The following is a 12,740-nucleotide window of genomic DNA, read 5'->3' on the forward strand; positions in this document are numbered from 1 at the left end:
AAGTTACGCTCATAACCATGAGACTTATAATAAGCTGCGCCCTCCTCGGCGCGTCCTGCGGGAAACCGCAATTTTGCTGCGGGAACCCGCAGCTCAGTTGCTGCATTCGGCCTTCACAGACCGCGCCGCTTCTTTCATCTTCGCTTCACCAGAAAATTGCCCGCAAGACAAGAGTGGAAATCACGTCAATTGCGGTTGGTGCCGTTGAGGAGCGGCGGTGCGGGAGGCTTCGCACCAATTTTGAGTTTAAACGAACCGAAGCGCCGGGGCGCTGCGGGGCGGAATATTTGCAACCGGGAGGAAAAAATGAAGCTTGGGAAAATCCTTTTTGCGTCTGCGGCACTGGCAGGCGTTCTTGCAGCGGGCAGCGCGCTTGCCGACACTTCATCGAAGAAGATTGCATTCTCGAACAATTATGCAGGCAATTCCTGGCGTCAGGCCATGCTGCAAAGCTGGGACAAGATCACCAAGGAAGCCGTGAAGGCGGGTGTGGTGGCTGCCGCCGACCCGTTCACGACCGCTGAAAATCAGGCGACGGAACAGGCAGCCCAGATCCAGAACATGATCCTGCAGGGTTATGACGCCATCGTCATTAACGCCGCTTCGCCGACCGCCCTGAACGGCGCTGTGAAGGAAGCCTGCGATGCGGGCATCACCGTCGTTTCCTTCGACGGCATTGTCACCGAGCCTTGCGCCTGGCGCATCGCGGTTGATTTCAAGGCCATGGGCGAAGGCCAGATCGACTATCTGGCAAAGCGTTTCCCCGATGGCGGCAACCTGCTTGAAATCCGCGGCCTCGCTGGTGTTTCGGTCGATGACAACATCCATGCCGGTATCGAAGAAGGCGTTAAGAAACATCCGAAGTTCAAGATCGTCGGTTCCGTCAACGGTGACTGGGCTGCCGACGTTGCGCAGCGCGCCGTGGCGGGTATCCTGCCGAGCCTGCCGAAAATCGACGCTGTCGTGACGCAAGGCGGCGACGGTTATGGCGCCGCACAGGCCTTTGCGGCTGCCAAGCGCGAAACGCCGACCATCATCATGGGCAACCGTGAAGACGAACTGCAGTGGTGGAAGCAGCAGAAAGACGCCAATGGCTATGAAACCATGTCGGTTTCGATTGCACCGGGCGTGTCCACGCTGGCTTTCTGGGTCGCCCAGCAGATTCTCGACGGCAAGGACGTGAAGAAGGACCTCGTGGTTCCGTTCCTCAGCGTCAGCCAGGAATCGCTCGACAAGGATCTGGCCAACACCCAGAAGGGTGGCGTCGCCAATGTCGAATATTCGCTGGAAGACGCGCAGAAGGTTATCGACGCCGCGAAATAAGCGGATCGACCTGCAACGTGAGGGGCGAGTTCATCCTCGCCCCTTCTTTGTCCCTTTACTTTGACGCCTTTCCGACAGCCCGCGCCCTTTGCTGGCTTCGCCGGAAAACGTCCAATCGTTAGTTGAGTGTATGACAGAAACAGCAGAGAAACAGGAGGTCGTCGCCGCGCGCAATATTCGCGTGCAGTTCGGTGCGGTAAAAGCACTGGATGGCGCCGAACTCGTGATCCGCGAAGGCGAATGTGTGGGGCTGGTCGGCCATAATGGCGCAGGCAAATCCACCATCGTCAATGTCATCAATGGCGGGCTTTCCCCGCATGAAGGCAGCATTTCCTATCACGGCGAACCGGGGCATGGCGTTGTGACCGCGCGTAAGCACGGCGTGCGCTGCGTGTTTCAGGAATTGTCGCTGTTTCCAAACCTCACCATTGCGGAAAATGTCCGCATCATGCAACGCGACCTGACCGGCGCGAACTGGCGCGGTAAGGCCGTTGAACTGATCGCCAAGAAGCTCGACGAGATTTTCCCCGGCCACAAGATCGACTGCACTTCCACCATCGATGAGCTTTCCATCGCCGAGCGGCAGATGGTCGAAATCGCCATCAACTTCACCGCGCCCGGCACCGCACCGAAGCTCGTCATTCTGGACGAACCGACCTCCTCGCTCGACGCAGGCATTGCTGCGCAGCTGATGGCCTATGTACGTCGTTTTGTCGGCACGGGCGGCTCCGTTATTCTCATTTCGCATATGCTGGGCGAAATTCTCTCCACCTCCGACCGCATCGTGGTGATGAAGGACGGCAAGGTCGTCGCCAACCGCGCGGCAAAAGATTTCACCAATCGCAGCCTCGTTGAAGCCATGGGCAGCGTCGAGCGCGAAAAGGCAGCGCGGCGCGTTGCGAAAGCGGATGCGAGCGGCACGCCCGTTCTGTCCTTTGCCAAGCGCGCCAGCGACATCAAGCCGTTTCAGGCGTTCAAGGGCGAAGTCATCGGCCTTGCCGGTCTCGCCGGACACGGGCAGACCAAGATGCTGCTCGACCTTTACTATGCGCGGCGGCCAAACTGGGTTCCGGCCCGCACATGCGAAATCGCATTCGTGGCGGGCGACCGCAGCCTGAACGGCACTTTCCCGCTGTGGAGCATTCTGCACAATCTCACCATCGGCTCGCTGGACCGGCTGTCGTCGGCAAAGCTCGTTGACCAGAAGCGCGAAGACACGCTGGGCGGCCAGTGGAAAGACCGCATTCAGATCCGCACACCGGATATGGGCAACCGCATCCTGTCGCTGTCGGGCGGCAACCAGCAGAAGGTGCTTTTTTCCCGCGCGCTGGCAACCAGCGCCAACGCCATTTTGATGGACGATCCGATGCGCGGCGTCGATGTCGGCACCAAGCAGGAAGTCTATGAAATCCTGCGCCATGAGGCCGAAAACGGACGCACCTTCGTCTGGTACTCCACCGAAATGGATGAAATCGAACTTTGTGACCGCGTCTATGTTTTCCGCGACGGCGCTATCGTTGCGGAACTGACCGGCGAAGACATTACGGAAAAGAACGTGCTAGCCGCATCCTTCGAGGGAGGGCACGAATAATGCGCCTCTCCTCCTCTTCCATCCGCCTGCTGACGCCGGTGTTCTCGCTGGTCCTGCTGCTGGCCGCCGTCTTCTACATGCAGCCACGCGCCATGAGCTATACGGGGCTGAACCTTCTGTTCAACCTTGCGGTTCCCATCGCATTGGCCACCATCGCACAGATGCTGATCATGGCGGTCAACGACCTCGATCTGTCGATGGGGACGTTTGTGAGCTTCGTCGTCTGCGTCGCTGCGACCTATCTCAACACCGCGCCCGTCATCGGCATATTGATCCTCGCCGCGGCCATTGCCGCCTATGCGGCGCTGGGCGCAATCATTCATTTGCGCAATTTGCCTTCCATCGTCGTAACGCTCGGCATGAGCTTCGTCTGGGGCGGCCTCGCCGTGCTTCTCTTGCCCTCGCCCGGCGGACAGGCACCGGACTGGGCGCGCTGGATCATGACAGCCAAGCCGCCATTCATCCCGATGGCCATCGTCGCCAGCACCGTGATTGCCGTCGTCACGCATTTCATCGTCATGCGCTCGACCTTCGGCGTGCTGATGCGTGGCGCGGGCGGCAATACCCGCTCCATCGAGCGCGCAGGCTGGTCGGTCACGGCCATCCGCGCTGCGACCTATGCGCTGGCCGCCTTTTTTGCCGTGCTGGCCGGGATCGCGCTGGTTGGCCTCACCACCTCGGCGGATGCCAATATCGCGTTACGTTATACGCTGCTTTCCATCGCGGGCGTCATTCTGGGCGGCGGTGAGTTCGTTGGCGGCCGCGTCTCGCCCATTGGCGCCGTGATCGGCGCGCTGACGCTGACACTCGCCGGCTCGTTCCTCTCCTTCATGCGCATCTCGCCGGACTGGCAGATCGGCGCGCAGGGCGGCATTCTCATCGTGGTGCTGGCCTTGCGCCTCTTCCTCAATCGCCTCGAAAAGAGGGAGAAAAAGCAATGAACGGCCTTGCCATTCTCACCAGTCGTCCGTGGATATGGTCGTTTATCGCGACCGCTGCGGTGTGGATTATCACCATTCTCTTCACCGGCGGCGCGGGCGCACAAGGCCTGTCGCATGCGGCCTTCACCTTTGCCTCCTTCTCGGTGATTGTTGGTCTCGGGCAGATGTTCGTCATCACGCTCGGCCCCGGCAATATCGACCTGTCGGTACCTGCCAACATGACGCTTGCCGCAACGCTGGCGCTGAAGCTGATGGACTCACAGGACGGCATGATTCTGGCAGGCCTTGCCGTGGCGCTGCTGATCGGACTTGCCATCGGCATCTGCAACTATGCGCTGATCAAGCTCCTGCGCATTCCGCCCATTATTGCCACCCTGTCGATGAGCTTCCTGATCCAGTCCACCGCCATCTGGAGCAATCGCGGACTGCGCGTGAAGCCGCCGGAAAGCCTTGCGCAGTTTACCACCGCCTCCACGCTCGGCATTCCCAATGTCGCCATCGTGGCGCTGATCCTGTCGCTGATCGGCTGGGTGCTTTTGAAGAAGAGCATCTATGGACGCTGGATTTCGGCAATCGGCCAGAACCCCTTCGCAGCCCGCATGGCAGGCGTTCCGGTCGATGGCACACGCTTCGTCACCTATCTGCTCTGCGCGGTGCTGGCCTCGCTCTGCGGCTTTCTGCTGGCCTGCTTTTCCGGCGGCGCGGCGCTAAACATGGGCGCGGAATATCTGCTGATGTCGATTGCCGTGGTCATCATCGGCGGTACGGCGGTTGCGGGCGGCGATTCCAACATCCCTGGTATTTGGGGTGCCGCGCTCTTCATGTTCCTCATAGTCTCGATGCTCAACACCTACGGCTTTGGCGCCGGTGTTCGCCTCGTGCTGACTGGCCTCACCATCATCGCGGTGATCTTCCTTGCCAGCAGTCGCCGGGCAGAGCGTTAAAATTTCTCGGAGTACCTCCCTTGTCTCAGACTGTTTCGATCTACGAAATCCACGACGAACGTTTCAAGCAGATGATCGTGCCGAGCGCCGATCTGGACGAACTTTATAGCGGCTGCCGCTGGGCGGAAGGCCCAGTCTGGTTCAACGACCTGAACTGCCTCTTGTGGAGCGATATCCCGAACCAGCGCATCCTGCGCTGGGTGTCGGGCAGCGAAGTTGGCGGTGGCGTTTCGGTGTTCCGCAATCCGTCCAATTTCTCCAACGGCAATACGCGCGACCGCGAGGGACGCCTCGTCACTTGCGAGCATGGCGGTCGTCGCGTCACGCGCACGGAGCCAGATGGCAGCATCACCGTGCTAGCCGACAGCTATCAGGGCAAAAAGCTGAATGCGCCAAACGATGTCATCGTGCGCTCGGACGGAACGGTGTGGTTCACCGATCCGACCTACGGCATTCTGGCGGATTATGAAGGCTACAAGTCCGACCCGGAACAGCCGACGCGCAATGTCTATCGCCTCGACCCGAAGACCGGCGAAATCGACTCCGTCGTCACCGATTTCCACCAGCCGAATGGCCTTGCTTTCTCGCCGGACGAGACGAAGCTTTATGTTGCCGACAGCGCCTACAGCCACGACGAGAATGCGCCGCGCCATATCCGCGTTTTCGACGTTGTGGATGGCGGCAAGCGCGTGACGGGCGGCGGCATATTCTGCACCATCGACAACGGCCTGCCGGACGGCTTCCGCTTCGATACGGATGGCAATCTGTGGACCAGCGCGGGCGATGGTGTGCATTGTTTCTCGCCGGAAGGCACGCTGCTCGGCAAGATCAAGACGCCGCAGACGGTCGCCAATGTGACCTTCGGCGGCCCCCGCCGCAACCGCCTGTTCATCACGGCCACGAAGTCGCTTTATGCGGTCTATCTCACCGTGACCGGCGCGCAATATCCCTGAACAGTTTTTGCTTGAGCAAATCTTATCCGAAAATCGCTGACACTTTTCGGGGTGTGCTCTATGCCCATCAAAACAAAACCGCCGGAATTTTGAACTCCGGCGGTTTTGTTTTTAAACTATTGCGGGATTATTCCACTCAATTATCAATTACCATTTTTAATCATTAAAATTCAATGAGATAAACACTCATCACTTCACAAAACCATGAAAAATACCATTCCTGAATCATATGGATGGCTGAGATTCTGCACAGGAACCGTGTCCAAACGCTCTGTTTATCTGCCTCAACAGGATAGCCAGCTCGGAGTGATCCCCGTCGCGAATAACCTCATCTAAGAGTTGAAGTGAATAGATTGGATCGGCTCGAAAATTCTGAGCCACAACCTCATCATGCTCACGGTCTTTCATTCCAAATAACCGTTATCTAATTAAACCGAGCAGCTAATTCATCAGAAGTTAGGTCAGCAGCTCTTTTAGATAAAGAGTGCTGGCATTGAATACTTCACGCTTGTAAGGCTTATCTGGCAGCGTTTTCCCAATCTTCTCAAGTTTAGGTACAGTTGGTTTTTTTTGCAAAAGGGCCGGTTTTCCACCATAAAGAATCACAAAACGCTCTTGCAACGAAAATTTATGACCATAAAAATCTTCCAACAAACCCAATGCATAACGAACAAACTGCCGCGTACTCTTGAATTGACCGCAGTACCCAACCGGATTACCCGACTTCAGATCTATGTAGAGCGCAGTTAACTCCCTTTCCTTTGCGATCAGTACAACACAATCACAAGCCCGGTGATGGTCATGCCCATTGCCAGCCGTCAAAAGTGGCGACATTAGTGCGTTCCTCCCGCGCCCTTTATCAGGATTAAAACTGAACCATTCCCCATTCGGAGCCAGTAGTTTCACTTGTTTTAACTTAGCGAGGGCGTCGTCCTCTTTAATCAATATGTTCGTGTGTTGATCACCACGGTATGTACAGCATGAAAGCGATAATCGTAACGCTTCAAGCTCCGCAACTAAAGGCATCAGAGGTCACCCCCATACAAAATTTCACCTTGTATGGCATTCATGACCTCAATAGTGTCATCAAAAGTTTCTACCTCAATTCCGCGATCAGGGTAGATATTAGCCAGCTTCAGCGTCCTTACTTTACCGCGCCGACCAGCACCAGTTGAGGGCTTTGCTATTGTTGCTGTCATGTAAAGTCGAACAACTGCCGGATCAAGAAGTTCTTCATCTGCATACTTGTATTGCTGTTGAACAGATCTCGTATGTTCTGTTCTTTGATGCAGCATGATCAGTGTATTTAACTCTTTTACCAAGTAGTCGCTGTGAGTCGTAATGAATACTTTGATACCTGCGTTGACCATACGCGCCACAAGCCGAGCAAAAGCTCGCTGATTCTTGGGATGAAGATTCAGTTCCGGCTCATCAATGATAAAAATATCACCGGAGCGCGCTCGGCATCGCAAGTAGAAACCAACATCCAGCAGGGCGCGAATACAACTCGACGCCTCATTCATCGTAAAGCGCTGTTTACCTGCACCTTTCGCCTGATAGACAAGCTCTTGTTTTACAACCTTATAACTGCCACCGATGATGGTGTCGAAAGCGACTAATAATTCAGGATTATGCGCTGCCAGCTCCCCGGTTCTCTTGTCAATATCCTCAAGCTGTCTGACAAAATCAACGTTATCTTCAACTGGCCACGCATAATCAGTCTCAATTTCTTGAAGTATCTTAAAAGGATTTCTTCTGAGTTCTTTTGAATCAATCTGATTTATGGCCTTAAGCATACGAGTGCGAGCCATATCTAGCTCTTTACGGAAAATTGCTGCTCCCGTTCTTTCGGCACTGGATATGTGAACTCTAGGCAAATGCTGCGCGAAGACAATCTCAGCAATAGCGTCTACGATGAAATCGGTTAGCCCTCCGAAAGGGCGCATGATAACTTCTTCATCCGCCACCAACACTTCAAGCATAACGCTATCGGATTCTTTGGTTAAGGTGGCAAGAACTTTCCCCCCCGTGCCAGCCTTCACGGTTCGTTGAAACGCCTTACTTGAAATATCAGTTTCAAGGCAAGCACTTGGTATGAATACTGTTTTTTCAAATATCTCAGCTTGGGTAGCGAACGCTCTCGGCAATCCGCCGACATAAATTTTACCCATTCTTTTCAAGTAGTCGTCGATCTTTCCATCGAACATCGCCCCAAGATCGATACGATATTGATCAGAATCTTTTAAAAGGGTGTCAATTTCGTCTTCTATAACTACACGAAGTATTTGCCTCCAACTGCGCAAAAAACCATACACTGCATAAGTTGCGTAAGTTTTACCCGTGTTATTTTCTCCGCATATAAGCGTGAGATTAGCTAGCTCCAGGTCAACCTGATCCAGTAAGCCGAGATTTTCAAATTGAAAGTGCATCAGCGCTACGCTCCGTTTTATCATTGATCCTTCGCAATCAGTGCGCGAGTTTTGCGTGTAGCGTTAACCGAACACACATGCATAATTATTTGCAGGATTAGCACTCATCTAAACGGGCCGACTGAAACAGGATCCCCAAGCCATAACATCGCCCCTCGTTCCACACCCGAAAAAGTAGTTTAATCAAACGCCATTTTAACCAGAAAATAGCAAAAAAAACACCGGAACAGAACCACTCGCGTGGCTATTTACGCGCGAAAACAACTTGGCTCATTTTGGCTCTGATTTTCTGGCTGCATAACGCTGAACTCAATCATCAGATTCTCCACGTCTATTGGATGTGCGCCTTCCCCTCAGCGCGGCAACAACCACAATTTTAGCAGTCCAGCTACCCGCCCGAGATTTCCATTCAGCTTCACAAGCTCGCATACCGCTTCAAGGTCAGCCCGAGACCATATCTGCCGATTCAGCCCTACCGCTCTCAGGGATGCAGAGCAGGACAACCCCTTGGACGATCCGCTTCTCCCTTTGGTGCTTTGTCCTCTTTTATCCAAAACTCTAAGCGCGATTGGTGAGACGCGGCAGCGACCGTCAGCCTCGCAGAGCAGGATGCCGTCGAGCCGCAGGCGAGTAAGGGACGGTGGTGGAGGCCCTAGCTGCGTAGCAGCGTAGGCCTACAACACACATCTTGCCGTACTGCTCAGTGCAATTTTAGGCAATTTAATACAAATTGCCAGATTCACTGATGACAGTCGCGTTGATTTTCCTTGAATTGCCTTCAGTTTACTAAAGTTGCCTAAAGTTGCCTTGTGACCGAAACGAATTTCCCAAAATTGCCCTATTTTTCTCTGGCAGATACACTATTCGGAACAGAAACGAGATAACGGAGAACGGAGATGAGAGACCATGAAAATCAAGATGCAAAACGTCACGCTTCGCGTCGTGGTCGTGCATCGTTCGTAGCAGTTCTTGAGGATGTACGAAGGGAGCACGAACGTGGCGTGCCATTGACGTGGATTTTTGAGACGTTCGAGGATCGGCTCGATATTGGATACACCCAGTTCACGAAATACGTCACACGGTACATCAAGCAGAGCCAGCCAGTTGTGGCGTCTTATAAGCCTCGCAAAAGCTGATGTTCCCGATATGGTCAAACCTGTGGTCGGTCGCTAGAATGCAATTACATTCAACGGCGTAAAGCCAAAATGGCACCAAAGAGGAGTGGATGAATTGGCCAGAAAGACACTTTCAGAGCGGCGAGCTGATGCGCTTTCGGAGCTTGAAACTGCAAAAGCAAGGCTGGCAAAACTTGACAATGAGGCAGCCGAACGAATCGGAAGAATTGCAATAAAGTCAGGATTGGTTAATCTTGAACTGACGGACGATCAAGTCCGGGAAGAATTCGACAGAATCGTGGAAAGGATCAGCAAGGGGAATTGATCATGAAGACAGCTCACCGCATCAGCGCATTGGCCAATCAACTCAACGAACTGCAAGCCTGCCTCGGTCGAGCCAGTGGGCGGCCTAGCAAGAGCGTTATGGAAGCCCAGCGCATTGCGGCCGAGCTGGCTTCTTTACTCGAAGAGTGGCACCTTGAAACGTTGCACATCCCTGAAACAGAGCGTGACCTCTATCGCGTACAGAATCCCTATTACGCGGCCCACTGACGCCACGCACCGGCTTATCAAAAGCTCACTTCGGTGGGCTTTTTTTGTTCGCAAAACGTATCAAAACGGACAGCCAAGCCCGTTCCGCTCGTCATGAAAAAACGCGATCAAAATCATAGTGTTGAGAAACAATCTCGTGAAGATTGACGGACAGTTTACGGACATAAATCATTGAATTCTATGCGGATACAAGATTATCTGCATATTTAAAACCGCTCCATATCGGTCAATAATCAAACCTCGGACGATGACAAAATGAGGTATTCGGTATGGAAATGGAATCGCAAAAAACGTCGACTTATGCCGCCCGAAAATTCGGTCGAGGCGCGGCGCTCGCTCTGGCAATGGCAAGCGCAGGCCTTGGTGTAAGTCTCTACATGGCACCGACTCCGGCCTATGCCATCTACTGCTCGAACTGCTCGACCTTCTATCAGCAGATGTACGAGTACGCCGAAGCGGTCAACACGCAACTAAACACCGCGCAGCAGTTGCAGACGCAGATCCAGCAGTACGACAACATGATTAAGCAGGGCATGTCACTGCCCAGCCGCATATTCAACACCATCACTGGCGACCTTCAGCGTGTAGTGAGCGTCTATAGCTCGGCGCAATCGCTCGGCCGTAACATCAGCAATCTGGATGAACAGTTCCGCCAACAGTTCAAGGGCTATGACAGCTATCTGAACTCGATTGGCCAAGGACAGAACAACATTCCGCAGCGCTATCGGGATTGGTCGAAATCCGGCTTCGATAACGCCCGCACGGCCTTGCAAGCCGCAGGCGTAAATACCAGCACTTTCGGCGATGAAAACGCAATGCTGGATCAGTTGGTAAGCCGTTCGCAGTCGGCCGTTGGTCGGCAGCAGGCCATTCAAGCAGGGAACGAGATTGCGGCGCAGAATGTGCAGCAGCTCCAGAAGCTGCGCGATCTGGTGGCCACACAAATCACCCTGCAAGGCAACTACATGGCGCAGCAAAACGAACGACAGTCCGTTAGCGATGCCTCCGAACAGCAATTCCGCAGCCGTGAAAATACACGCGGCCCGTCTGAGGGGTTCTAACCATGATGATTTCTAAGGCGCTGATTGCCGCCCTCTGCCTCGTCTCGGCCCTTGGTGGGTCGGCACTGACGGCCGTAGTCGTCACGAACACCGCCGCGCCGGAATGCGCAGCGGTCGGCAATGGCCATCAGGATGACCAATTCCGCAGCCGCCCAAACACTCGCGGCCCGTCTGAGGGGTTCTGACTATGCGACGCTCAACCGTTTTCGCACTTGTCGGCGCGGCGCTCTTGCTATCTGCAACTAGTGCGATGGCTGCCGGGGTCGATTTGGCGCAGAGCAACACGTCTATGAACAGCCTTCTGCGGCTGATTCAGAACGCTTCAAACCAATGGGCACCGCGCCTGCATAACTACGCCTTGTGGCTCTTGGGATGCCTTGCCGCCATCCAGTTAGTTTGGACTTTTGCTCCTTTGGTCATGCGCGGAGCTGAACTGGGCGACATCCTCCATGAGCTGGTGAAATTCATCCTCGTGATAGGGTTCTTCTATGCGATGCTCGAGCACGCGACCGAGTGGGGCGGGGCCATCGTCAACAGCTTCCGGCAGGCCGGGGCGCACGCGGCAGGGTTGGGTAGTGCGGAGCTGATGCCGGGGGATATGTTCTCAACTGCTGTGGACTTTTCACGGCAGGTGCTGACGGCCGGTGTTTCGATGTTCAGCCCAATCACATCGGTTGTAGTGGCCGTATCTGCATTGATCGTCCTGATGTGTTTCACGTTTATAGCGGCTCTGGTGTTCGTGACGCTCGTAGAGGCCTACGTCATCATCAATGCCGCCGTCCTGTTCATGGGTTTCGGTGGCTCTCAATGGACACGCGAATATGCACTGGCTCCCATTCGCTATGCCGTTGCGGTAGGTGCCAAGCTGTTTGTCCTGACTCTGATTGTGGGTCTGATCATGCAGGTTTCCGCAGAATGGTCGGCAGCCTACACCAACGACGAAGCGTCGTTGATGACCTTGGTCGGCCTGTCTTTGGTGTGCGCTTACCTGACCAAAACCATCCCTGAACTGATCGGCGGCATGATTAGCGGCACGTCGATGGGCGGCGGCTCTGCAATTGGGGGCATGGCCGCAGCCGGTGCAGCCGGTGCGGCGGCCGCAATCGCTACTGTTGCAACAGCTGGGGCAGCAGCCCCGGCTGCTGGAGCACTAGGGGCCGCGGGAACTGGCGGAGGCGCTGCCAGTGCAGCGGGTGGTGGACTGGCCTCCGCATTGAACGCCAGCATGGCAGGCGGCAGTACCGCAGGGGGCATCGGTGGTGCGACGGGCGTCGGCAGCGCTGGAATTGGCGCAAGCACAGGAGGGGGCAGCGGTGCGACCGCAAAGGCCGTAGGTTCTCGCGTCGGGGGTGGTGCCGCGTCAGGATCGGCGAATCCAGTGTCGGCGGCCGCTTCGCCTGCTAGCCAAGCATCAGGCAGCGGCTTGAAGCAAGCCGCCAAACAGGCCGGAAAAGCTGCGAAGGGTGGTGACGACGATATGGGTCAGCAAGCCGTCGCGCAGCAACGGCAGATGACACCAAAAGAAGGGACTGGCGGCAACGGCAAGGCTGTTGCGCAGGGCGCCGAGGTGGCCACACGGACGCTTGGCGTGCTGGGCGCTATCAGCGTACCCGGCATGGAAAGCTCCCACGGGCTTTCGCTCGGGGGCACCGGATCTCCCCCTCCAGTCCCCGGCGGTGACAGTCCAACGCCTGATGACGGCGCTGAGCCGACTGCACAAGCGGAATCCAACATTATTCGTCCGGCATCGGACACCACTAGCACCGGAGACGTCGGCGCGCTCAATGTGCCCGGCATGGCTTCTAGTGTTAACTCTCAATCGGAGACGTAA

General features: G+C 55.4%; 13 protein-coding genes. 10 read left to right on the forward strand and 3 right to left on the reverse strand.

Annotated features, from left to right (window positions below):
* The first annotated feature begins 306 nt into the window (after positions 1-306).
* The 5 genes from WIX40_RS05145 to WIX40_RS05165 all read left to right on the forward strand — a co-directional run bounded on the left by WIX40_RS05145 (position 307) and on the right by WIX40_RS05165 (position 5,752).
* Positions 307-1,323, forward strand: a complete 1,017-nt coding sequence (locus WIX40_RS05145; protein ID WP_109367924.1) for an ABC transporter substrate-binding protein — start codon at positions 307-309, stop codon at positions 1,321-1,323.
* A gap of 130 nt (positions 1,324-1,453) precedes the next feature.
* On the forward strand, positions 1,454-2,914 hold the full coding sequence (locus tag WIX40_RS05150) for a sugar ABC transporter ATP-binding protein (protein ID WP_339438930.1): 1,461 nt from the start codon (positions 1,454-1,456) through the stop codon (positions 2,912-2,914).
* Positions 2,914-3,855, forward strand: coding sequence for an ABC transporter permease (locus tag WIX40_RS05155; RefSeq protein WP_339438932.1), 942 nt, complete (start codon positions 2,914-2,916; stop codon positions 3,853-3,855). Before WIX40_RS05150 ends, WIX40_RS05155 begins: the two co-directional genes overlap by 1 nt.
* Positions 3,852-4,799, forward strand: coding sequence for an ABC transporter permease (locus WIX40_RS05160; RefSeq protein ID WP_171317923.1), 948 nt, complete (start codon positions 3,852-3,854; stop codon positions 4,797-4,799). The genes WIX40_RS05155 and WIX40_RS05160 overlap by 4 nt, the downstream gene beginning before the upstream one ends.
* A gap of 71 nt (positions 4,800-4,870) precedes the next feature.
* A complete protein-coding gene (locus WIX40_RS05165) occupies positions 4,871-5,752 on the forward strand; it encodes an SMP-30/gluconolactonase/LRE family protein (protein WP_339440946.1) in 882 nt (293 codons plus the stop codon).
* A 456-nt stretch (positions 5,753-6,208) separates the two neighbouring features.
* On the opposite strand, the gene WIX40_RS05170 is transcribed toward WIX40_RS05165, so the two are convergent.
* The 3 genes from WIX40_RS05170 to WIX40_RS23665 form a co-directional block, all read right to left on the reverse strand.
* Positions 6,209-6,778 (reverse strand): hypothetical protein, encoded by a 570-nt coding sequence (locus WIX40_RS05170; protein WP_171886650.1) that lies wholly within the window; start codon positions 6,776-6,778, stop codon positions 6,209-6,211.
* Entirely contained in the window at positions 6,778-8,205 is a 1,428-nt protein-coding gene (locus WIX40_RS05175; protein ID WP_339438936.1) for an AAA family ATPase, read from the reverse strand. Before WIX40_RS05175 ends, WIX40_RS05170 begins: the two co-directional genes overlap by 1 nt.
* A gap of 329 nt (positions 8,206-8,534) precedes the next feature.
* Positions 8,535-8,735 (reverse strand): plasmid mobilization protein, encoded by a 201-nt coding sequence (locus tag WIX40_RS23665; protein ID WP_371834121.1) that lies wholly within the window; start codon positions 8,733-8,735, stop codon positions 8,535-8,537.
* A 667-nt stretch (positions 8,736-9,402) separates the two neighbouring features.
* Between WIX40_RS23665 and WIX40_RS05180 the strand changes: the two genes are divergently transcribed.
* The 5 genes from WIX40_RS05180 (at position 9,403) to trbL (ending at position 12,740) form a co-directional block, all read left to right on the forward strand.
* Positions 9,403-9,621, forward strand: a complete 219-nt coding sequence (locus WIX40_RS05180) for a TraC family protein (RefSeq protein ID WP_339438938.1) — start codon at positions 9,403-9,405, stop codon at positions 9,619-9,621.
* Positions 9,622-9,623: 2 nt separating this feature from the next.
* Positions 9,624-9,848: a hypothetical protein gene (locus tag WIX40_RS05185; RefSeq protein WP_000844753.1), complete on the forward strand. Its 225-nt coding sequence runs from the start codon at positions 9,624-9,626 to the stop codon at positions 9,846-9,848.
* Positions 9,849-10,117: 269 nt separating this feature from the next.
* Positions 10,118-10,909 carry a P-type conjugative transfer protein TrbJ gene (gene trbJ / locus WIX40_RS05190; RefSeq protein ID WP_339438941.1) on the forward strand — a complete coding sequence of 264 codons (792 nt, stop codon included), beginning with the start codon at positions 10,118-10,120 and terminating at the stop codon, positions 10,907-10,909.
* Positions 10,910-10,911: 2 nt separating this feature from the next.
* On the forward strand, positions 10,912-11,094 hold the full coding sequence (locus WIX40_RS05195) for a hypothetical protein (protein WP_000973507.1): 183 nt from the start codon (positions 10,912-10,914) through the stop codon (positions 11,092-11,094).
* 2 nt (positions 11,095-11,096) lie between these two features.
* Positions 11,097-12,740: a P-type conjugative transfer protein TrbL gene (gene trbL / locus WIX40_RS05200; RefSeq protein ID WP_339438943.1), complete on the forward strand. Its 1,644-nt coding sequence runs from the start codon at positions 11,097-11,099 to the stop codon at positions 12,738-12,740.

The sequence above is a fragment of the Ochrobactrum teleogrylli genome, assembly GCF_037482325.1.
In the GTDB taxonomy this organism is placed as follows: Bacteria; Pseudomonadota; Alphaproteobacteria; order Rhizobiales; family Rhizobiaceae; genus Brucella; species Brucella teleogrylli.